This is a genomic window from Lacimicrobium alkaliphilum (genome assembly GCF_001466725.1).
GTDB lineage: Bacteria > Pseudomonadota > Gammaproteobacteria > Enterobacterales > Alteromonadaceae > Lacimicrobium > Lacimicrobium alkaliphilum_B.
On sequence record NZ_CP013650.1, the window covers coordinates 2,393,461 to 2,416,215 of the forward strand.

Below are 22,755 nucleotides of genomic sequence, written 5' to 3' on the forward strand. Positions count from 1 at the left end.
CACGCACAGTGCATCAGACCTGCCCCCCGAATCCACTGATCCCGTATCCCAAACTGTCTTGTTTATTCCCTTATGGTTCTTGTCGAAGGCGAATTCAGGGGAAACTTAGGCAATACCGGCACGTCTGGCTAAGAAATGCCGAAAGTGTCAATGTAAAACTCATCTTCATCAGACCCGACAGCACAGGAGTGTCCGTTAATCCTTCCACGAAAGACGGGCGGCTAAACGCGCCTCATCAACCTGCAGCGAAAACGACCAGCCATTGCGCTCACACAGCCTTTGCACGATACCCAGACCCAGACCATAGCCGTGAGACGACGCCTCGGTCGGCGTCTGCCGCCCATCAGCGTCACGGCTCAGCTGATTGGTGACTGACAGCTCATGCTCTTTGATGCGAATCTTGATCGGTCCCTGCCCGTCGAGGGTGTGCTCGAACGCATTTCGCACCAGATTATTGACCGCGATAGCAAAAGCCTGCGGATGTCCGCAAACGCTGGGGTTTGCGAGTTCGTCGATATCAACATCGACCAATTTTCCGCTCAGCAGGTAGCGCTGCTGATCTATCGCCCGGCTCACCAGCGGCATCACTAAAAACTGCTCGTCATAAAAGCCGTCGTCAGTTTCGCGGGCGAGGCACAAGAACATTTCAATGGTGGTTTTCATGTCGAGCGTGGCACGCCTCACCCGATCCAGCGCCTTCACATCGGCCGCTGACAGCTCGCTTTGTTCCAGCAGCTCAAGCGCACCTGTAATTACCGTGATTGGCGTGCGCAGCTCATGACTGGCTGAACTGGTAAAGTAGCGCTCCCTGGCAACAAAAGCGCTGATACGCTCAAGGGTCTTCTCAATGGCCCCAGCGAGCACACCAACCTCATCATCACCGAACCGGCCAGACTCTATACGTTTATAATCTTCGCCCGATAGTTGTTCCAGGTCGATATCAGCGACCACTTTGGCCAGTTGCGCCACTGGGGCGACAGCTCTGCGCATCACAACAACTCCCAGCCCGAAACCAAGAACACCCAGCGTACCGACGACACCGGTGATAACGAGCAGCAACCACCAGTCCTCTGACGATGCCGCCTCAATCCCGGCAACATCGAAAACCACAAAGGCGCGCGGCGATTCATTTTCGGCTGATGGCTCTTCATTGTCGGCAGACAGCACTGCGACATGCAACTCTTCGGATTCGAATTCGTACAATCCCTCAGCGGGGTTTGTTTGCGCCCAATCCCTCAGTGATTCCGGCAAGCTGGCAACGTCATCGTAGCCGCGAAGGTTCATTGTTGCAGCAGGATAGCTTTCGGCGGCTACCTGTAGCTGTTGCGTCAGCACTCGGTCTTCGGTCAGCCTGATCGCAGCCAGGAAAGCGAATCCCCAGGCCACGCTGAGTACAGCAACACAGATCGCAAATGCAAATGCGACACGCTTGCGCAAACTGTGCCGGTACATGAGAGGCTGTTTATCTTTCATATACCCCTCTGTTGAGAGATAAAAATGGCTCAATCAAGGCGCGAGTGGTGTGGTTTAGCCATCTAAACGAACCGGGCGCAACGCAGAGTGAGCCATTTTTAGCCTCAACCCATAGGGCTGGGGCCATTTTTCCGCCCAACGGCGTTATCAGTCGCTTATTTAGGCCCACTAAACTTTACTCCTGTTGCCTTGCTGGACAATAAAATGGCCGCCAGCAGAGCGCGTATATGAAAGATAAATAGCCTCTAAGTATCCTCTGCAATGCGGTACCCGATGCGGTGCACCGTATGAATCAGCGGGCTTTCAAACGGCCTGTCGATGGCCTGCCGCAGCTTGTACATATGCGAGCGAAGCGCATCACCATCGGGGCGCTCGTCAGCCCACAGCAAGGTTTCAAGAGCATCGCGAGCCACAACAGACGGCGCCTCTTCCATCAGTCGTTGCAGTAGTTTCATGCCAGCAGGGTTGAGATCAACGCGCCGTCCCGCGCGATGCACCTGCAGCGTGGATCTGTTCAGAGTCAGCTCACCAACAGTTAAAAGGTTGTCGGTTTTTCCGTGACTGCGTTTGTACAGCGCCTGCAGTCGCGCATGCAGCTCTTGTAATGCGAATGGCTTGACCAGATAGTCGTCCGCCCCCGCCGCAAAGCCTTTCAGTTTATCGTCAAGGGTGTCTCTGGCCGTTAGCATAAGCACGGGCGTTTCCAGTTTGGCATCAGCGCGCAGCTTTTGGCAGAAACTCAGGCCATCCATCCCCGGAAGCATCAGATCCAGAACAATAACGTCGAACGGATTCGTCAACGCAAGGTGCATCGCGCTAATACCGTCATAGGCAAAATCCAGAATATAGCTATGCTTTTCGAGATATGCGGCAATGTTCTCACAAATGTCGCGGTTATCTTCGACAATCAACACTCTAATCGGCGCTTCACCAAGTTTGCCTATCATCTGCTGCCCTCCCTTACCAGGCACGATTTACCAAGCATAGTCCAGTCGCAGACCAATCAGTGGCTCGGCTTCGCTATCGTCCTTCACTTCAACGCCACGGCGGTAGTCAAATTCGCTGTCATCGCTCGACGATGCTGCCGTTACGTTGATGACATCGAGAAAGGCGGTGATATCTATGGGGCCAAATGCGCGCCGATAGTCAACGCGAACGTTCAACAAACCTGAACCGCTTTTGCGACCGACATTGCGCTCAGTGATCTCTTTCGAGTAGCGTAGCGGTTGTCCTGGCCCCAATACGTCTGAGTGAATAATAAATTCGTCGTCTGGCCTGCCGGAAAGATATTTGTAGCGCCCGGCGACTTTCCAGCGGTCGCTGATTTCCCAGGTCAGGCCAAGGGTGGCGACATGCTTGCGGCTGAATTCTGCGGCTACCTCACCGCGACCGTCTTTGCGGTCGACTTCAGCATCGTTGTAAGAGTAAGTTGCGGTCGCGTAAAGGCCTTCGAAGACCGTACCCATGATCACGATATCGACGCCGTACGATGTGCCGTCACCAATGTTGGCAAAGGTTCCGCTTGCCCGATCAAGGTCTACCACCAGGTCGTCGAGGTTCTGATAATAGGCCTCCGTTAACACCGACCAATTGTTGTTCGGGAAATATTTTAAACCAACACTACCATGGGTGATTTTTTCGGTCTTAAGGTCGTTTGACTCGTTAGCGGCAAGCTCTAAAAACCGTGGCGACTGATGAAACAGCCCTGCGGTCGCAAAATATCTGACCATTTTACCCGGCTGCCAGTTGACGCTGAACCTGGGCGACGCGAAGCTTTCATCGGCAAAACCGTCCCGTTCGACCCGTAAGCCAGTGCCAAAATCCCAGTCACCGAGTTCAAAAACCTGATCGACGTAGCCAGCATAGTTCGTTTCTTTCTGACTTATTGAAGAGTTGATATTCTCGGGCTCAAGCACAATAAAACGCTGCTCGGGGTCTGGTCTGAAATCATCGTCGTCGTAGATGAACCGGTTCCAGTCGCCATCCAGAACAGTGTTGTAGTCCAGTTCAATTTGCGTTACCCGAACACCGGCACTGAACACACCCCATTGATTCACTGTCTCAAAATCACTTCTCCAGCCAATCTCCGTTTCATCTTCACCTATGGTAATAATGTCTTCCCGCACCGGAAAATCAGACGCGGGTGATCCCGCAGGTACGAGATCAGGAAAAGCTTCGCCCTCTGAGCTGATCTTGTCGCTTTTGCGGTAGTAAACCTTATTGGTCCAGACCGCTTTTTCACCAATCAATGATCGCAATGTGAAACCGTACAAGTCACTATCCTGTTCAAAATCCAGCAGCGCAGCATCTTCGAAATTGGGCGATTCGAAAACGTGAGTTACGCCGCGAGTATAGTCCTCGTGTGTATCCATCAGCAGAACTTCAAACGTGTGGTTCTGGTTGATTGGTATGACCGACTTTACGATGATATCTCTTAACACAGGTTCCCCAATGTCCAGTTCGTCAATCGTTTCAAACAAAGCGCCGAAGTCCAGTCGCCGGGCAGAAACGAGCATCGTTGCGTCTTCGGTGATACCAATAGGGCCGTCGTAGCCCACTTCGTAGCCTGCAAGGTCGTAGCGGAAACTTGCTGAGGGGCTTGGATTGCCACCGGCGACGTCCAGTTTGAGCAGCGATGCAGCCCGACCACCATAAGCAGGGCCCCACCCGCCGGGTGAGAACTCTGCTCCGCTGATAACGTTCGGTGCGAAAATCGAGAAACGGCCACCACCACCGACATCTTCCTCTTCACCTAATGTCGCGTCAAAGTGCACCGCTTTATCAAAGGGAAAGTCATCAACGAATAACAAATTATCTCTTGGGCCACGGCCGCGTACACTAAAGCTTGCGAATTCACTGGCGGATGCCAGGCCAGGCAATCCGTCCAGCGCGAGGAGCGGATCTGCGCCACCGCCCACAGCGCTTCGCAACGCTTCTCTGTCAAGATAGGTGCTGGAAGCTGATGCAAATGCATTGGTTTGCTTTCCCAGAACAACCACTTTCTCAATTTCCACTTCTCTAAGTTCGAATTCAATCCTGATATTCTTGCGCGTAACCACGCGTACACTTGGTTCGTACAATGAAGCGAACCCGCTTTTTGCTACGTTCACCGAGTAGAGACCGGGGTCGAGCTGTTCAACAACGATACGACCTTGTGCATCGGTTTCTATAGTTTGCGTGGAATCGGTTTCCCGTTCCTTGATCGTGATCTGCACGTTTGATAGTGGCCGCTCAGTATTCTGATCTTTGACTATAACGGTCAGCGCACCGGGCGCCTCTGCAGCGTGGGTAAAAAGTGGAACGCCAAACAGAAGCGCCCACAGAGTCAACCACGATACCTGTCTTAATTGCCTGCACATATTACTATCCTCCAACAATCCGCTGTATTTTTTTGATGAAACGCAGGGAGGATAGCAAAGCCAATGTAACTAAAACGTCGCCGTAATGTGAGCGCTACATTAAAGCCAGGATGGATGCCTGCAACCGGTTAAACTCAAGGGAAATAGCGGCACCACGTTATGTAACGTGGTGCGCGGGACGTTTTGAAACGCCGCTAGCAGCGGCAAAATCGTGCGCCTTGTTAAAAGTCTGCATCAGCATCAAAATAAGTCTTATAGGTTTCAATTAGAGAATTTGAGACGGTGACTGATATTTTTCCGTCTTGTAATGGTGAGCAGCATGTGGGGTTTTGATCTGAACTCTTGAATATTTTGCCAACCGAATTACCGCAAATTTCTAAGATAATAGCTCCATCCCGAATGCCAACAGACTCAAAATTCTTGTTGAGAGATGCAGACTTTACCCGTAGGCCAACAACTACACTTTCGTTTCCTTCGGCACGCCGAACTGGTAATAAAGTTCCTTTAACGAAAATATGGTCAAACTTATCAAATAGCTGGTACGGACTACTGAAGCAATGATCTTGAGCGATCACTCCTTGCGCGAATAGAAGACTAATGAGAAAACAAGGAAACCTAATATTCATATACCTCGTGTTCTTTTAACGCCGCCAACGACGACCGAGCGCAGCGAGGCCCAGCGCACGCAGTGCGCGATGCTGCTTGGCCTTGTTAAGCGTGACCATCTACGTCAAACCTGCTTTTAATTAAATTGGTGATTAATTGTATATCGGCTTCTTTACTTTGAGACCGATACTGCTCCGCGTTTGAGTTTACCCAGCTACCAACTACTCTGGCGCCTCCGGCTGGTGAACCTGAAAGCTGGATACCAAAGATATGATGGCCGGTCCAACTACGTACAAAGTAAACCCACCCATTTTCTGAATATATAAACCACTTATCGTCCATGTCCGTTGGCTTGTGACCGGACATTATTTTCTCTGCATCAGCATCCCAGAAGAAATTTGTATATCCCAAGTCTTCTCGTTCGTCTGGTATCGGCTTAGTTTTCCAGTCTGACTTTTTTACCACGATGCTTCCTGACGCTTAATGCCCCTGCGTGTATGAGTCCCAGCGAGCGTAGCGAGTGAGTTTATTGGTTTGTTATCTGCCATGCACTAAACCTAAAAAAGGAAAGAATAACGAAAAAACGGCAAAAACTAAAAACACATGAAAAGCTACTAAAAAGATGAAGCTTGAGACCTTGCTCCAAACTGAAACCAGTGACTCGAACAATGATGAGGCGAGAATGCACAGCAGTAAAGGGTTTGAAGTTTGAAACTTGTTCTTAGGGCGGTATTGTTGAACAGACTGAAACCCAATAACTAATACCAAGCCCGCAGCGAAACCAGAGTGAAAAATAAAACTACTCAGTAGCGGCATGAAGTCCTTAGTAATCGCTGTTAAGGCCATTACGATTAAAAGAAACCCGATTATTTTTAGAGCCACGTAATTGCTATGTGGCTCAAATTTTCTAGCAAATAATTTTGGTAAATATTCCATTCTCAAACCAGTAGTGCTAGCGCCCGCCATAAGCGGCCGGGTGAAACAAGGCCCGGCGCACGAAGTGCGCGACCTTAATGGCCTGGTTATGCGGCATCAAGGTCAATTTTTTGCACCTTGTCGAGCTTAACGCTTTTTCCCGCAACCCAGAGGTCATACATGTCTTGCATCGCAAGCCAGCTTTCAGGAGTCCGGCCCAAAGCCTTGGCAAGACGCAGCGCCATTTCCGGGCTAATACCGCTCTGCTGCTTAAGCAGGCGGTTTAAGGTGGACGGAGATACATCCAACCGCCCCGCCAAATAACGGCAACTCAGGCCAAAAGGCTCCATATAGGTCGCCAGAATGAACTCGCCGGGGTGTGGGGGGTTATACATCTTCATTAGCGGTAATCCTCATAATCCAGTACACAAGCATTACCGTCGGAGAACTCAAACGTCAGCCTCCAGTTTCCATTAACGGTAATGGCCCAGCTACCCTTCCTGTCACCCTTTAGAGGGTGAAGCTTGTATCCGGGAATGTCTAAATCATTGATTTCCTTTGCTGTATCCAGTGCTGCCAGTTGCATGCACAGCCGCTTTCCATGTTTGGCCTGAATTCCCCGAGCACTACGTCTCGTAGAAGCGTTTCAGTCCTTTGTGTTTGAATGACTTAATCATGGGAATATTGTAGCGCATTGCGCAACGGGGTCAGCCTGCATACCGCCTTTTTCAGCGGCTTGTTCGCTGAAATGCTTTTTATGGCTTCGTGTGCCAGGAAATGTCGATCTTTTTATGATGTGCGGCACAATCTCTGAGATAAAGGTTAATCAGGCTTTGATAAGGTACTCCGGTTTCTTCTGCCATCTCCTTAAAATATCCGACAACATCTTCGCTAAGCCTTATTGTTACAGGCTTTTTTAATTTAGAAGCATATGGATTCTTGCGTGATTTCATTGTTGAAAAATCATATTCATCTCTCATGACGCTCACCCCTCATAATATTTTCGCTCTTTACTGGTTGCTTTACGCGCAGAAATAATCCGAATAGTTTCGCCGTGCTCCCGCTCACAGTGACACACTACCAGGACGCGGGCTTCATTACTCATTCCCAACATGAGGAAGCGGTCTTCGGAAGGAGCCGAATTCTCATCATCAAAGAATTGGATAGCGAACTCATCGTAAAACACTGATTTCGCCTCATAAAACGAAACCCCATGCTTTGTGAGGTTTGAGTCAGCCTTGTTCTGATCCCACGCAAACTTAATCATACGTACACTGTATGTACATTCTGTCGAACTGTCAATCTTGGTAGGTCACAACGCCCGCATAACGGGTTAATAAACCTTGGCAAAATTGGTAAAGCCCGAAACAAGCCAAGCTTTATTAGTCCATGTGTTGATGCGCTTGCTCTTACTACTGGCCATAAACCATATAAGAAGGCCAAACCATGTCAGTTTCAGTGTGAAACTTGAAGTTTACTAGAATGTCATTCTTATCTATTGGTTTGTAAGTGAAAAACTTAGCAAACAAAATACCTTTCTCATAATTCATAGTGATTAAATATAAATTTGATTTAGGCCCCAAATTATTGCTTTTAAATAAGTCGTATCCTAAGTATTTTCCATAATAGTCTTCAATCTGCCTGAACATGTTTGCTTGAGCTAAAGCATCTTTACTACCTTCAAGCGCGCTACCTTTAATCCAAGACTCTATAGCCGATTTTGGCCCACCAGATTCATATGCTTCAAATCCAGCGCTTAATATTTTCGGTATATCTCCAGCTAAAGCTCCCATTGAAGGTAAACTTAAAATTAAAATAATTATCAGTTTTCTCATATATTCTCCTTTACGTATAACGTTTGTAGCAGAGGCGCGACGTCAGGAGCGCCCCTTGCCTACACTTGTTATGAATGATTAGCAACAGCACCAAAATCCCTACGATTTATTCCCCAATAATCTAGCAAACATCCAATAATGCCGCGAAGCTCAATTGTTGATTCTGAATGGCTTTTGAATGTGCGATTCATCGCAATGCTTTCGAACTCTCTCGCAGTTGAAAAGATTACCTTCGCAACTTCGCTCTTTGCGAAATATTCTCCGACAATATTTGTTGGCAGCGACTCAAAGTCCGCGATCACTTTTGATCGTACTTGTGATGATAGAGCTTTTCCTTCTGGAGCAAACTGTTCTACGAGAGAGAGAGACGTAGATAACATCTGTGTCACGCCGGCTCTACCCTTTGACCCGAATGTAAACCCTTCTACTAGCCTGCCTACTCTCTCTTCGTGGTCTAGGAAAGAGAGCTCTTTAAGGATGAAATCCACACCAATAGAAAAAAGTGATAAAGAATAATAAAAACACCTTAGCGCAATTTCCTTTTGGCTAGGTTTCGTAAGTATTTGTTCAGCAAAAAATCGTGCAACCTCCAGCCACTGGTTGCACGAGTCAAAACCAATATTATTGGCAAGCAAACTCTTTGATTTTAGGATCTGACCCTTCCAATCACCATCTAACTTTCCAAGACTGTAATTATCGATTGCCTCCAGAAACTCTTCGTCGGAAAACCTATTCTTCAAAAAACTATCTGACTTTGACAATTTAGAAACAAAAACCCCGTCCAATACCAAAACATCTAAGTCACGACCGAAATCCTTAACTTCCTTTCGTCTATCTGTAGTAGCTACGATAACGTTGTTAGCACTCACAGCTTTGGCCAAGCCTTTGGCCCAAAATATTCGCTCAATAGCTTGAGGTGTCTTTTTGTTTTTAACATCAACAATAGTAATATTTCGAGCCAAAGATGATTCTCGACTATATAGCCATAAATCAATATCTGTCACATCAAAACCTTTGTAACCGAAAGGCACGCCTCGAACGACGAAATAGCCAGATTGGAGAAAGTAATTCCTGAGTTTTTCTTCCATCCCAAAACCTTTGTGGATTTTCTTAACCATTAAAATCCACCTCCTGTTCTTAATGCACTAATCATGTCATTGGTTTCAAAAGGGCTTTTCTGTATCTGCTCTCGTCTTATAATTTCTCTATTGACTTCTGGCCCCCTGAATTTAGTTATCGCAGCACCGGGTAGGGCGATAATTGATTGCTCACTTACGTCACCCTGCCTGATAGCTTGCAATGCCAGCTCGCCCACCTCTTTCTTTAGGAGTCTCATTAGTGGCCCACTTCGCCCACCTTTTGTACCATGCCTTATGGATACGACGCCTTTTAGTTCCAGGATTTTATAGTCCTGGCCAATAGCACTTACCGGGCCTACTTCTCTGTCATCAATTAAAGCCCCGAGAAGCCGATCAATCATACTAATTTGACCTCGTGCATAATCACTTTTGGTCATACCATAAGTCAACGATGCGACGAATGCTTTGGCCAAATCAAATGCATCATCGACCATAGAACTGCTAAACTTCGAGAATGCCGCAGGCAAAGTTAAGTAACCAACCTCTTCTTGGCTATTGCTAACCACGTTAATGTCAAAAAAACCGATGGCATTGACCTTCTTGAAGAGCTTTTCTCCTAATATTTGCAACGCATCTGCATATGGCACGCATGCATTTTTCTTCAGCTTCTGTATCAGTTCGGCTAACGCGGCCTGCTCAGCGGAGTTGAGAGAATCTAAAACAGCCTTAGTTTTAACCGCAGAATCTCTTCTAAAAAGATTGCCATTAAATAGTAACTTTTCATCTTTGCCGATAGCTTCGGCATCCACAAAACCGATGTTTTCAGAATCATAGAATAACTGTTGTATTTCCTTTTTAGAAAGCTTGTAGTCATCTGAAAGTCTCTCGCCTAGCTCTGAGCTGCGTACCGGCTTTATTGAGGCGGACTCCGCGAGTTCTATCGCAGAAACCTCAATACTTTTTGGAGAGAGAGATTCGAAGATGCTAGAGGTGTGCTGCAGCGCGGATGAAGTTGTCACACCAAGCACACCCACACCTGAAGCAGTAACATCAATTAGCTCTTGCTCTTTTAGCACCTCAAGTAGCCGGGGCAGCTCAAACCCTATATTGATGTTAGAGGCATTGGCTAATACCTCTAACTTATCATTAGGCAATACACTTTGATTTGTCTCGGAGATCGCTGAAAGTAAAATGCCTGCTTTCCCTGCAACAAACGTGCTCTGATATTGTCCTTGATTGGTAACATTCTGCAGCTTGTTCGTATGATGAATCAGCCAAGAACCTTGCAGTTTTTTGTCCATATAGATACTTCCTAATCCGGATTTTCTTCATCACGCTGAGCTTTGCGGCAATTTTGGAGCCGCGAAGCGGTGCAAAAATTGTCCGCCAACAGCGTCTTGTTAGACGCACTTCTGGCCATGCTTTTCCTTCTGCTAAATCATCTTTATCTTTAGTCTGTTTGCATTGCCGAATCTAACTCAGCGGTCAGCCATCCATTGTGGATGGCGCACTAACTACGACACATCCATTGATCCCATCGAGCTTCAAAACACCTTCCCTAAACTTCGCATGTTCTTGTGTCGCGCGTGTACAATCCCACAGGAAGATGACAATTAGTGCGTCCGTGTATTTCGCGTCTGCGCGGTAGAGTGACGCATCTTCGGCGATCTCACCAACGAGCGCCGGGAAGGACTTCTTAACATTCTTGCGGTACTTGACCTCGATGATCGTATGCAGCGACGGCAGGTAGAGATCAATGCGAGGATTCTTCTGGCCTACAGGCTGTAGATTCACTTCGTCAGCAATGTCATTAAAAATCGGAGCTAGCAAGACATAGAGAAGGTTCTGGACGTGGTATTCGTTCATAATAGACCACTTGACTGGCTCCGCGCCTTTCGTCCGACCAACGTCCTCCCATGTCCAGCGTTTTAGACCGACGGGAATATGGTCAAGGAACCCCAAGAGGTCGCCGAGGCTCCAGCCTTGGGGAGGCACCACGGCCACATCCTGATTGACCTGATCAAAAACGTACACCATCAGGCTCAAAAGAGCTGTCGACGCACCTCTCTGCGCTTGCGCTCGGAACTCTCCCATAAAACGGTCAATAAGCGAAAGCCGCTCTTGATGATTGCCAATCCGCTGAATGTTCTGGTAATGAAGGAATAGTGGCACACATGCGCTCGCATAATTGGTTGATTCGTCGCTACTAACATACGCTGCGATGTCTTTTTCGAAGGTATTTAGATTGTCACTTCTCACTTGCTTCGCAAGGAAACCTGATATCCAGATCTCAAACTCTTGAGCGATGCGGGCATCGTCCATTTTCGCAACAAGCCATTTCACGGCCATGACGCCAAATACGTCAGATACCCATGGGCGTGGCGTGGAGTCGATTTTGGCAGCTTGCCCAAGAAGGCGCGAAACGTCCAGACTTGAAGCAACCTCTTGCAGAACACCGAGGCCCGCAATAGCGCACCTCTGATACAAGGGAAGCACCGCAAAATCGAAGGACGGAACACTTCCCTTCGACAATCCCAAGTAATGTAGAAAACAACATTTGAAAGGGTCTATGTGGGCCCCCTCGATCATCTTGTTATAAAGGTGATCACGCAGTTGGTAGGCATTTTCCTTCTCTACAGGAACCATTGAGACTGACCTATTTTCCCGACCAACACAGAGTCGCTCCAGCCTGGAATTTGGTTCAGCCAACCAAGATTCCGAGCGATCAGGTCTGAGTAGCTGATTGTCACAGGTAGAGGGTTAGGAAAGTAACTGCGCCAAGAATGTGAGGCGAAGCTATGAACCTGTGCACTTAAATATTTTATGTCCGTAAACGTCGAATCCTTATGTACATCAAGAATCAATCCGCGTGGGTGACCGTCGGTGTCGTTACGTAACTCTCTCTGACCGATCAAATAGACGAGCATTTCATGTTTGGAGAGTTTAAACGTCTTTCCTCGCAGGGGCGCAAGCTTTCCCTTCTTCTCGCCGGCCGTAGTGGAGTCGAACATATGCAGGCCGTGATTCTCTGAGATTTTTAGGAATGTATACTCAACCTGGTATTGCTGGTACTTATCTACGACGGTCTGGACGGCAGCAATTTCATCCTTGCTGAACTTCTTGACCTGCGCATGGAAAACTAGACGAATCGTATCGCCTTTCTGCCAGTTCATACGTTTCTGAATTTTATCAATGGTTTCGTCGAGAACGGAAGTCAACGCCTCGCAGTAGGCCTCAGGGACAACAGCCTTTGAAGTATTTGAGACAATATAGCTGCCATCACCAGAGAAAACGGTAGTAATTCCCATGATTCTTTGGTTTTCAAAGCCACGCTTCTGTCCGATATTCGCGCTGCCGATCCCTATCACAAGCTCGTGAGAAAGGGTCGGAGAGGATTTTAGAAGCCACGGGATGCCGCCCATCTTTGCGTAGCAAGCCAATGCCATATTGTTAAGCGAATATCCGAGTGAGTAATCGGACTGTCCTAAAAGTTCTATCGTAAAATCCTGTACAGGGATCTGATGCAAGAAAAAGAGACTTTTGCCTACATAATAAGGATTTTCACTGACCTCGAGCTTTTTGAAAGATTGCCGAACCTGAACGAGCGCCAAATCCCACCGCCCACCCTCGTCGGCTTTTTTTCGGATCGCGGACTCGATGGCGTTCTTGTATGCATCCACGCTGTCGTTGGCGATAGTAAACACATCGATGCGGCTGGTTCCGAGCGAGAACTTTCCTTCAAGACCATTGCTGAAATAATTACTTCGCGCAATACCTTTCAATAGCTTTCGTACAAACTGCTCGACCCGCCCCTTGTCGTGCTGGGCGCAGATCACGCAAATTGAGGGGTCGTTCCTGTCGAAGGTTCGCTTTGTATATGGACCGTATTGAACTAGGCCTTTCTCAGCCCAACTGGCCTCGCCATTGTCGTTGAAGACAAAAACCGGTTTTTGCATCTGCCCACACTGGCTCCGAATATCCGGTTGTTCCATGATCTCAATGGGCGTCGCGTCAATAAACGAAATGTCTCTCGACTGAATGTAGTTTTTAAGTGCGTCGATGCGAGCTTTCTTATTCTTGCCGCCATTAAATGCTGAAACAACTTGCCGGATGCGTTCGACGATGACGTCTTTTTTCTCGCCATGAGTATGCAGGATGTAATCGTCGAAATTTACTCGGCTGGCCTCGAGGTAAACGTCTTTCGCATTGACCTCCACTTCCTGCTTGTCAGGCCGCGTGACAGTGAGTGCTTCACCGTTACATTGGCTCACTGCTCCGAGGAGCTTTCGGTAACCATCGTCCTGCTCAGTAACAACATAACGGCCCACAAGATCGTATCCGGCATTCAGGAAGTACAAGCTGTCTTCTTTGAGCACCCGTCGCGTTGTGCAATCAATGACAAGACACGGCTGCCCTTTAACGATGCGTGTGTCAATTGTGTATTTGGCACAAATCTTAAATGGGTAACCATCACCAAGAATCGAGGACAGAAGATTGTCTTCCGGCTTTGCACTCACCAGCTCAATGGGCGAAAAACCGATGGGATTGCGGCCTAGTCCGACGAGATGCTTTGTCAAAGCATCCTTTATTAGCGAGCAGAAGATGCCGAAATTATCCTTTAACGTGATCCTGCGCGGCGTCCCGGATATAGGGAATGCTCCATCCTCTGAAAAAATCAGTATATTGTCGCTCTGGCGACGAAAAGAATGCATTGCTCCATATTGTGCACGAAGACTATCCAGCTTCTCCTTGTCATAGGTAATCTGGAGAGCCGTAAGCTCTGTATCAGGTACTCTAAGTGGAAATGCGTTCAGGAAGACTGACAAAATTTAATCCTTTTTTTAGTCACTGCTCGCGCCCTTTTTCTTGTACGTCTAACGCTTAGATAACCAGAATCGTTCTATCCCAAACTTAACGTAAAACCTGTCGCATATAAGACTTCCGGCTAATAAGCATTAGCGCGTCGCTACTGGGCCTATGGGGATCCGATTCCCTTCTGTGGGTTTACTATGCCCCAGCCTTGGCAGCAGTGCAATTTTCTGTCATTAAAAATGTTTTGCTTTTCAGTGACATCAAACTTGTTCGGGCACAGTAACCTCTACCTCAGGGAGTCCAATCCTTTACTTCTCTAATTGATACAGCAATGCGTCGTATTGGTGGCAACGGGGCGCTATGGTATATTCTGCGCCCTTTATCGGCGGTTTACAGATTCTTTGATGAGTGATTTCTCCCAGCGCTTTGGTGGTACCCAGCGGCTTTATGGTCAGCAGCATACAGAATGGCTGAGGCAGGCCCATTTCTGCATTATTGGCATTGGCGGTGTCGGCAGCTGGGTGGCCGAAGCACTGGCGCGCACTGCTGTGGGTAAGCTGACGCTGATTGATCTGGATGATATCTGCACCACCAATGTTAACCGTCAGATCCATGCCCTGACTGATACTGTGGGCAGGGATAAAACCGAGGTGATGGCGCAGCGTATTGCGCTGATCAACCCCGAATGTAACGTCAGTTGCATTGAGGATTTTGTTACCCCGGAGAATGTGCGCGAGTACCTCAGCGGCTTTGATTATGTGATTGATGCCACCGATTCGGTGACGGCCAAAGCGGCAATTATCGCCCATTGTAAACGGCGTAAAATACCGGTGCTGACGGTGGGCGGTGCCGGTGGGCAAACGGACCCTACCCAGGTTGCCATCGCCGATTTAAGTAAAACAAAGCAGGATCCCCTCGCCGCCAAAGTCCGTTCTCTGCTGCGCCGGGATTATGGTTTTACCAGTAACCCCAAGCGCCGTTTTGCGGTGGATTGTGTGTATTCCACCGAGCAGCTGCGTTACCCGCAGGCCGATGGCACGGTATGTCAGACTAAGGACTTTGCCGATGGCGGCGTAAAACTGGATTGCAATTCAGGTTTTGGGGCCTCAGTGGCCGTAACCGGCACCTTTGGGTTTGTGGCTGCCGCCCGCGCTATGGAAAAATACCTGCAGCGCTGTGCACGCAGGCAAGAAACGGCTGAGCAAGACTAGGGCCTGTTGATCTTCACTGTATGTTTTTGCAGCGAGTTGTGCGGTATTTATACAATAAAGCACGATTGTGGTGTAGTTGCTCTACATGAAAGAGTGCTGAAGCAGTAGAAATGCCGCACAAACGCTGTCCTTCGGATTCGTCTTAAACGCTTTTTACTCTTTGTTGCAGCATTTCGACTTAATCCATTAGGCCTTCAACGCTGCGCCTCGATTAAAAAGCGTTTAATTAGAACAAAATTCATACAGCAAAAATCAACAGGCCCTAATCAGATCTGATTCAGAATGGCTTGCATCACCTGATGCAGGCCGTTGTTGCGCGACTGGCTTAAATGCCGTTCAAGGTTAATCTCTGCCAGATAGCGTTGCAGATCAAAGGCTCTTATCTGCTCGGCGGTTTTTCCTGCCAGCGCTTCACAGATAAGGGCTAACAGCCCGCGCACAATTTTGCTTGGCGAAAAGGCCCGCAACGCTATCTGCTGTTGTGCTGTTGTTACCTGCAGCCATACCTGGCTTTCACAGCCCTGCACTTCGTACTCTGTTGTGCGCTGGCTTTCGGGCAATATGGGCAGCTGTTTACCCGCCAGCATTAAGGCCCTTAACTGGTTGTCCCAGCCTCTGGCTTGTTGTACTGATAAGGCCACCGGGCCGGGTTGGAAAATATCACCCATAGATTAAAACTCAGCGGGCCTGTTCTTCGGCAATGGCCTGTTGCATCTCATCGATTTTTACCACGATGGCGTCTTCTTCGCGCACCACAGGAAAGAGCATCAGCATCACCTCATCGGGCTGCCACTGGCTGAACAAGGTGTTCTGCAGCTCATCAAGGCTGATGGCTCTGGCTTTAGCCCCGGGGAAATGTACATCACTCCAATGTTGCGCCGTTTGCTGGTCAGGGAACAGCGGTGTGCAGGCATCCCCTTCGGCGCTGAGCATGGCCCACACGGCTTTTTGTGTCAGGCCCCAGAGCTGGCCCTGGCTGAGCAGCGCGGTAAAGGTATATTCGGCGCGCTGTTCGGCATCCATGGCAATAAGATCAGAAAATGTTTGGGTCATAACCGGCTCTTAATCAATTAGCTGTCATTGGTTTCAGGGGCGACAGGGGTTTTAATGGGCGCAGCCTGCTGCTTGCCTTTGCCCACCGCGGTTAACATGGAGCCCACCATCACCATGGCCGCACCGATATAGGCCCAGTGGTCCAGATCGCTGGGCGCAAAATGCTGCGGCCAGATACGCACCGCCCCTTCCATACTTAAAAAGGTAAACAGGGGGGCCAGGGCAATCACCGCACTGACTTTTGAAGCGTGCCACACGTGCAGGGCCTCGGTAAAGGCACCATAACCCACCACCGTATTGGCACAGCAAAACATCAGCGCCCAGAATTGCAGCGTGCTCATATCTGTTATCAGCACGATATCGGAAAACGGCAATAACACCAGCCCGCCGGCGCAATACAGGATCAGGGTCAGCTGTTTAGCGGTAATGGCGCGCAGCAGCACCTTTTGCGACAAGGCATATACCGCCCAGGTGATGGCCGCCACAATAATAAACAGCACGCCCTGAGTGTACATACCTAATGAGCTGAACAGCAGCGGCAGGCGTTCATTAAAAAACAACAACAGGCCACTTAACAAAGTCACCGCGCCTACGGTTTCAAGGCGGTTAAAGCGCTCTTTATATAAGAGTATGCCGCCCAGCATCAGCAAAAAGGGCGCCAGCTGGATCAATACCTGAGCGGTTTCCGGGTTCAGGTAATCCACCCCCTTTAAATACAATATATAGTTGGCGATAAGCCCTGCTGCGGCAATAAACAACAACAGGTTATTACTGCGGCTGATAGCGCGCATGGGTGGCAAAGCATTAGATTTATACAGCATCAGCCCCACAAACACCGCCGCCAGCGTAAAACGGAACCAGGTGATGGTAATGGCATCCATCACCTGCAGGCTGAGTTTCAGAAAAACCGGCAGCATGCCCCACAACACGGCGGTAAGCAGAGAGAGGCCGAAGCCATACCAATGTCTGACAGCAACGTTATGCATAATAAGGGCTCAGGGCCTGTTTACCTTTCATATTCGTCTCTGTTGAGAGCAAAAAATGCTTCAATCAAGGCGCGAGCGGTGTGGTTTAGCCATCTAAACGAGCCGCGATTAACGCAGAGTGAAGCATTTTTTGCCTCAACCCGAAGGGCTGGGGCCATTGTTCCACCCAGCAGTGTTATTAGTCGTTTCTTTAGGCCCACTAAACTTCACTCCTTCTGCCTCGCTGGATGAAAAATTGGCCACCAGCAGAGCGCGTATATGAAAGATAAGCAGGCCCTACTTACTGCTTGTTTTTGATCTGATGTTTTCTGACCGCCCTGCGCATGCGCGAGATCTGCACATGGTCCAGTTGCTTTTTGTCTTCTATTTTCAGCAGGGTTTCGGTTTCAGGGGCCAGATGCGCCAGTTTGCGCAGGCCGTTCACCACTTTAAGTTCCAGCTCAACCCAGCCGCCCTGTGGCAGGCGTTTTTGCAGTTCCACATCGCCATAACGCACACGGATCAGGCGGCTGACGGTCACCTCCTGAGATTCCCACATGCGCCTGACTTCACGGTTGCGCCCTTCAGACAGGGTCACATTAAACCAGTGGTTCATGCTGTCTTCGTCACCGGGGTGGCGGCGTATGCTGGTAAATTTGGCTTCACCGTCTTCAAGCTTGACCCCGGCCTTGAGGCGTTTAAGCATTACATCGGTGACTTTGCCGTACACCCGCACCGCGTACTCACGTTCCACTTCCTTACTGGGGTGCATCAGGCCGTTGGCCAGTTCACCGTCATTGGTAAACAGCAATAAGCCGCTGGTATTAATATCCAGCCGGCCAACCGCAATCCAGCGGCCATTTTTAATCCGTGGCAGACGATCAAATACCGTGGGGCGCCCTTCGGGGTCTTTGCGGCTGCACAGCTCCCCTTCCGGCTTGTTGTACATCAGCACCCGGCAAACGGTTTTCTGATTTTGCGGGCCAAGCGGATTGCCATCCACCCGGATTTTATCTTCGGGCTCCACACGCAGGCCCAGCTCGGCCACTTTACCATTGACCGAAATCCGGCCGTCGCTGATCCATTTCTCCATCTCCCGACGGGAACCGATACCGGCATTCGCCAGTACTTTTTGCAATTTATCGCTCACCTGCGCTCCACTCTATGCGGCCAGTGTGCTGCTAAACAGCCACTGGCACAAAATTCACTGAATAATCGGCGCTATTGTACGTGCAGGGCGAGGCTAATACCAATAAATGGCTATCATCGATGTCAGTAAAACGTCACCCTGGCGGAATACAGCTGTGCCTGCTCATTTTCACCGTCCAGATACAGTTGCATATCGTAGCGCTCACCGGAGAGAAAAATGCCGCCGTGGGCCACCTGTAAATGCTGCCCCAGGCTTTGTCTGATGGCGGTTAACGAGCTTCCCTGGCGCAATGTGCTGGTCAGTGTCCAGCCTTGTGCAGTGTCTTGTGCCAGCTTATTGCTGAATACCTGCTGATAGAGATGTAACCGGGTGGTGCCAGGGCGGTTCACCTCCAGCACCAGGTGGTTATCAAAAATATCCAGATGCCCGCGATGAGAATGAAAAATACGCCCCAGTGGCTGCCCTATTTCCGGCATTAGATCCACAAAACGCAAATCCTGCTGATGCTCAATGCGCTGCATAAAGTCGCTGATTAGCTGGTAATTCACCGTCTTTTTAAGGTTCACCGGCGTGAGCCTGGCATTATGATGATAAAGCCGGAATCCTATAACATAACGCTGGTTATCTGCATCAGGCTGATTACTGTGAGCCCTGTCTAAGAGTAAGGATAATCGGCTATCCCCCTGCTTTATTAAAAATGCGGAAGACTGGGGCTGGTAGGTTCCTGCCGGCAACGCATCGCGCACCTGCTGCAAAGAGGATTTATTGCCTATGCCGGCATCGCCAATCTGCCAGGAAAAATTATCAAAACCAGGCAGCGGCGGGATCTGATTGAGCAGCTCGAAGGCAAGGTAGCCATCGGTAAACTCTGCCATCACCAGTTTATCCTGCTGAAAGTGCAACCAGTGCCTGCGGCCATACAACAGGCTCTGGGTATCAGAAAACAACTTAAACTCAGCACTGGGATAACCAAGCTGTTCAATCACCGCAGCCCGGTTTTGCCCAAGCTTAACACCATAAAGCCCTTGTTCCAGCGAAACCTTCTGATGCTCGGGTAATGGCCTGTCTGCCCAGTTCTGGTTGTTAATTTTTTCGTCTGTCAGCAAAGAGCGGGCCACCGGGAATGTCACTTCAAGCTGAGTCTTACGTTGCCTTTTTGCCACAATATTAAAATTTATCACAGGTTGCCCGCGATGATCATAATCTGCAATCTGGCGTTTGGCCGTGTCTTCCTTCTCACAATAATCGACAGGTAACGCGGTGTATTTGTAGAGCTGTCTGCTGTGGCGTTCACCGCCTCTGTCCATTAAATCTCTGGTATGCACCTTAAGATCGGTGATCACCAGAGCATCGGCACCCTGCTCCCCGGCTGCGCCACGCAGTTTAAACAAAACCGACTGTAAACTGCTTTCATAGCCGCCACTGCCCAGGTTTGTTTCTACCTCTCCCTGAGCGTTTACAGCCTCATATTGTTGATAATCACAACCAGGGAAATAAGGCAGAATTTCAGGCAGTGCCAGTGCTTTTGAACAAATAAAAAGTGGGATTATTAGCAGGGACTTTTTCATTATCGCTCCATGATATGTTTTTCTTATTACTATACCCTACTCACTTTTGCTCCGCTTGCCAACACAAAGCCGCACACTACCCCTGCCGTTCACCCATCATCAGCGCTTCTGCCTCGGTGCTGTCGGCCAGCGCTGTAAAGGCCCCGGGGCGGCTTACGGCAATGGCGCCGCAACAGCTGGCAAAGTAAACCGCTTGTTCAAGTTTTGCCAGCGGCTGTTCGGTCAGCGGCTCATCACTCTGGCTCAGGCGATACAATAACCCGCCAATAAAAGCATCCCCCCCGGCGGTGGTATCCACCACTTCTGTAGCAGGCGGCGTTATTTTTCGCTCACCTGCGCGGGTGATCATACGCACAGGGCCGCCGCCATCTGTCACCAGTATTAAGCGGCAGTGATCAACCAGGCAATCATTTAAATACTGCTGCGTATTCTCACCGGCCAGATAGTTAAGCTCGTCGCGGGAGAACTTAACGATTTCGGACTGCCTGACCAGATCATTGATCTGCGCTTTATCAGCCTGACCTTCGGGCCACAGATTATGGCGCAGATTGACATCGAAACTTAAGCACGAACCCGCAGTGCGGGCTTTACTGACCAGCGCCTGTGTTGCCTCTGCTGCAAATTCCGTGGTCAGACAATTACTGCAAAAATGCACTATTGGCTTATCAGTAAACCAGTGCGCGTCAATGTGTTTGGGGTCAAACAACAGATCGGCCGTATTGTTACGGTAAAAACTGAATGAACGCTCTTTGTGTTGATCCAGCATCACAAAGGCCAGTGCTGTGGGCGCACTGGCGTGCCTTAATAACAAAGAGGTGTCCACCTGATAGGCCTTCAGTGCCTGTTCCAGAAAATCACCAAAGGCATCGCCGCCCACCTGCCCGGCAAATTTCGCCCTGCCCCCCAGTCTTGCCACCGCCACGGCGGCATTGGCCGGTGCACCACCCGGATACTGGCGGTAACCGGGTAGTGTCAGAGGCCCCTGCTGCTGTTCGTCGGTATGCAGAAAATCAATCAGCGCCTCACCAAAGCAAATTACCGTTTTCATTGGCTCTCCTTATGCAAAAGCCACAACCAGTGCCGTGGTCACCGCCAGCAATACAACAGATAAAAAGATATAGTTCTGATACAGGGGCAATCGGGCCTCGTCCTGCATTTCCTGACGAAACTGCGCCGGGCTCCAGGTATAGGCCTGTTTATCCTCAGATAAGGGCTGTTTTTCAATCAGGCTGATCACAATGCCTGTCACCATGGCGATGGCAAACAGCAACCCCGCCACATGCAAAAAGTGAATATCCACCACGCCTGCGCCCTGCGCGATCAGCATCGAAACCGACAGGGCCAGGGAGAGCATAAAGCTGTAAAAGGCGGCATTGGCGGTCATGCCTTTGTACAGCGCACCGAGAATAAACACCGACACCACAGGTGGCGCAATATAGGCCAGCACCTGTTGCAGGTATTCAAACAAGGAGCCGAATTTTTCGATATAGGGTGCCCAGGCTGCGGCGGCCAGCATAAAAATAAAGGCGGTGAGCCGGCCTACTTTCATCAGCTGTTTTGAGGTTAAATCCGGCTTGGCCTTGGAGACAAAATCCATGGTCACCAGGGTCGAGGCAGAATGCAGGGTCGAATCAATACTCGACATCAGCGCCGCCAGGATCCCGGCCACCACCAGACCTTTTAACCCCACCGGCAGAAGCTCAAAAATCAGCGTCGGATAAACCAGATTCGGGCTCTCAATATCCGGGTAGAGAATCCTGGCAATAGTACCGGGAAAGACCATCAGAAATAACACCGGCAGCTTCAGCGCACCGGCCAGCAACAGGCCCCAGCGGCCATGCTGGTTGTTTTTAGCACTGAGTACCCGTTGCACCATAAACTGATTGGTACACCAGAAGTAAAAACCCAGCACCGGCACGCCGAACAGCAGCCCTGTCCAGGGCATAGAGGGATCATCCGCCGGGCGGATCAGGCTTAAGGCCTCAGGATCCGTGGCAGCCTGGATAGCATCCCAGCCGCCGGCCTTGTTATAGGCAATTACCGTAATGGCGATGGCGCCGATCAGGATCAGCACGGTCTGGATGGCATCGGTATAAATGACCGCTTTTAAGCCCCCGACAATAGTATAAATACCGGCCGCAATAGAGAGCACAAAAATAATCTCCCACAACTCAAAAGCCGGGAAGATCAGTTTCAGTAAGATGCCACCGGCAAACAGTGCCCCGGCGGTATCAATCAGGATATTGCCAATCAGCGTCACGCCGGAGAAATAGTACCTGGAACGCACATCGAAGCGGCGTTCGAGATACTCGGGCATGGTATAGATTTTTGAATTGAGATAGATAGGCAGCAGGAAGATGGCGAAAAACACCAGCACCACCGAGGCCATCCATTCATAGTTAAACACCGAAATACCGGTGGAATACGCCGAGCCGGACAGGCCCACCAGGGTGGTACTGGAGATATTCGAGGCAAACAGCGAGATCCCCACAAAGGGCCAGATCATGCTGCGGCCGGCAAGAAAGTAGTCCTGGGCGTCTTTATGCTTACTGCCCACTTTTACGCCGATAAACATCACTACGGCAAAGTAGATCAGGATAAAAACGATATCGATTTGACCCAGACTGTAATCAGTCATAGCGGTATCCTTCAAACAGCCAGCGCGACCCCATCAGGAACGCGATTCTAATAATTTCAGACAGCTTTATGCCAGACAGGCACACCATCCC

General features: G+C 49.5%; 22 protein-coding genes and 1 pseudogene. 1 reads left to right on the forward strand and 22 read right to left on the reverse strand.

Annotation, left to right across the window (positions count from 1 at the left end):
- Positions 1-195: 195 nt before the first annotated feature.
- The 15 genes and pseudogenes from AT746_RS10900 to AT746_RS10970 form a co-directional block, all read right to left on the reverse strand.
- Positions 196-1,473, reverse strand: a complete 1,278-nt coding sequence (locus tag AT746_RS10900) for a sensor histidine kinase (protein WP_082633237.1) — start codon at positions 1,471-1,473, stop codon at positions 196-198.
- 245 nt (positions 1,474-1,718) lie between these two features.
- Positions 1,719-2,393, reverse strand: coding sequence for a response regulator transcription factor (locus AT746_RS10905; RefSeq protein WP_062484151.1), 675 nt, complete (start codon positions 2,391-2,393; stop codon positions 1,719-1,721).
- Between the two features lie 54 nt (positions 2,394-2,447).
- A complete protein-coding gene (locus AT746_RS10910) occupies positions 2,448-4,802 on the reverse strand; it encodes a TonB-dependent receptor (protein WP_231730921.1) in 2,355 nt (784 codons plus the stop codon).
- A 251-nt stretch (positions 4,803-5,053) separates the two neighbouring features.
- The gene (locus tag AT746_RS10915) at positions 5,054-5,458 is read right to left on the reverse strand and encodes a hypothetical protein (protein ID WP_062480230.1); all 405 of its coding nucleotides are present in this window, start codon (positions 5,456-5,458) and stop codon (positions 5,054-5,056) included.
- A gap of 85 nt (positions 5,459-5,543) precedes the next feature.
- A complete protein-coding gene (locus AT746_RS10920) occupies positions 5,544-5,903 on the reverse strand; it encodes a hypothetical protein (protein WP_062480231.1) in 360 nt (119 codons plus the stop codon).
- 72 nt (positions 5,904-5,975) lie between these two features.
- Complete coding sequence (locus tag AT746_RS10925) at positions 5,976-6,374, reverse strand: hypothetical protein (RefSeq protein WP_062480233.1); 399 nt, start codon at positions 6,372-6,374, stop codon at positions 5,976-5,978.
- Between the two features lie 86 nt (positions 6,375-6,460).
- On the reverse strand, positions 6,461-6,754 hold the full coding sequence (locus AT746_RS10930; RefSeq protein WP_062480235.1) for a HigA family addiction module antitoxin: 294 nt from the start codon (positions 6,752-6,754) through the stop codon (positions 6,461-6,463).
- Positions 6,754-7,030, reverse strand: a pseudogene (locus AT746_RS10935) (type II toxin-antitoxin system RelE/ParE family toxin). Before AT746_RS10935 ends, AT746_RS10930 begins: the two are co-directional and overlap by 1 nt.
- Positions 7,031-7,108: 78 nt before the next feature.
- The gene (locus AT746_RS10940; protein ID WP_062480237.1) at positions 7,109-7,333 is read right to left on the reverse strand and encodes a BrnA antitoxin family protein; all 225 of its coding nucleotides are present in this window, start codon (positions 7,331-7,333) and stop codon (positions 7,109-7,111) included.
- 5 nt (positions 7,334-7,338) lie between these two features.
- Positions 7,339-7,620 (reverse strand): BrnT family toxin, encoded by a 282-nt coding sequence (locus tag AT746_RS10945; protein WP_062480239.1) that lies wholly within the window; start codon positions 7,618-7,620, stop codon positions 7,339-7,341.
- A gap of 145 nt (positions 7,621-7,765) precedes the next feature.
- A complete protein-coding gene (locus AT746_RS10950) occupies positions 7,766-8,188 on the reverse strand; it encodes a hypothetical protein (protein ID WP_062480241.1) in 423 nt (140 codons plus the stop codon).
- A 68-nt stretch (positions 8,189-8,256) separates the two neighbouring features.
- On the reverse strand, positions 8,257-9,306 hold the full coding sequence (locus AT746_RS10955) for a hypothetical protein (RefSeq protein ID WP_062480243.1): 1,050 nt from the start codon (positions 9,304-9,306) through the stop codon (positions 8,257-8,259).
- On the reverse strand, positions 9,306-10,568 hold the full coding sequence (locus AT746_RS10960; protein ID WP_062480245.1) for a hypothetical protein: 1,263 nt from the start codon (positions 10,566-10,568) through the stop codon (positions 9,306-9,308). Before AT746_RS10960 ends, AT746_RS10955 begins: the two co-directional genes overlap by 1 nt.
- A 184-nt stretch (positions 10,569-10,752) precedes the next feature.
- Positions 10,753-11,913 carry a hypothetical protein gene (locus tag AT746_RS10965; protein WP_062480248.1) on the reverse strand — a complete coding sequence of 387 codons (1,161 nt, stop codon included), beginning with the start codon at positions 11,911-11,913 and terminating at the stop codon, positions 10,753-10,755.
- Positions 11,901-14,093, reverse strand: coding sequence for an argonaute/piwi family protein (locus AT746_RS10970; RefSeq protein WP_062480250.1), 2,193 nt, complete (start codon positions 14,091-14,093; stop codon positions 11,901-11,903). Before AT746_RS10970 ends, AT746_RS10965 begins: the two co-directional genes overlap by 13 nt.
- 390 nt (positions 14,094-14,483) lie before the next feature.
- Between AT746_RS10970 and tcdA the strand changes: the two genes are divergently transcribed.
- On the forward strand, positions 14,484-15,290 hold the full coding sequence (gene tcdA / locus AT746_RS10975; RefSeq protein ID WP_062480252.1) for a tRNA cyclic N6-threonylcarbamoyladenosine(37) synthase TcdA: 807 nt from the start codon (positions 14,484-14,486) through the stop codon (positions 15,288-15,290).
- 266 nt (positions 15,291-15,556) lie between these two features.
- On the opposite strand, the gene AT746_RS10980 is transcribed toward tcdA, so the two are convergent.
- The 7 genes from AT746_RS10980 to AT746_RS11010 all read right to left on the reverse strand — a co-directional run bounded on the left by AT746_RS10980 (position 15,557) and on the right by AT746_RS11010 (position 22,664).
- Positions 15,557-15,958, reverse strand: a complete 402-nt coding sequence (locus tag AT746_RS10980; protein WP_062480254.1) for a SufE family protein — start codon at positions 15,956-15,958, stop codon at positions 15,557-15,559.
- A gap of 10 nt (positions 15,959-15,968) precedes the next feature.
- Positions 15,969-16,343 carry a DUF2750 domain-containing protein gene (locus AT746_RS10985; RefSeq protein ID WP_062480256.1) on the reverse strand — a complete coding sequence of 125 codons (375 nt, stop codon included), beginning with the start codon at positions 16,341-16,343 and terminating at the stop codon, positions 15,969-15,971.
- 17 nt (positions 16,344-16,360) lie between these two features.
- Positions 16,361-17,329 carry a DMT family transporter gene (locus tag AT746_RS10990; protein ID WP_062480257.1) on the reverse strand — a complete coding sequence of 323 codons (969 nt, stop codon included), beginning with the start codon at positions 17,327-17,329 and terminating at the stop codon, positions 16,361-16,363.
- Positions 17,330-17,609: 280 nt separating this feature from the next.
- Positions 17,610-18,458: a 23S rRNA pseudouridine(2605) synthase RluB gene (gene rluB, locus AT746_RS10995; protein WP_062480258.1), complete on the reverse strand. Its 849-nt coding sequence runs from the start codon at positions 18,456-18,458 to the stop codon at positions 17,610-17,612.
- Between the two features lie 122 nt (positions 18,459-18,580).
- Complete coding sequence (locus AT746_RS11000; RefSeq protein ID WP_062480259.1) at positions 18,581-20,026, reverse strand: hypothetical protein; 1,446 nt, start codon at positions 20,024-20,026, stop codon at positions 18,581-18,583.
- Between the two features lie 76 nt (positions 20,027-20,102).
- Positions 20,103-21,074, reverse strand: a complete 972-nt coding sequence (locus AT746_RS11005) for a carbohydrate kinase family protein (protein WP_062480261.1) — start codon at positions 21,072-21,074, stop codon at positions 20,103-20,105.
- A 9-nt stretch (positions 21,075-21,083) separates the two neighbouring features.
- Entirely contained in the window at positions 21,084-22,664 is a 1,581-nt protein-coding gene (locus AT746_RS11010; RefSeq protein WP_062480262.1) for a sodium:solute symporter, read from the reverse strand.
- Positions 22,665-22,755: the final 91 nt, after the last annotated feature.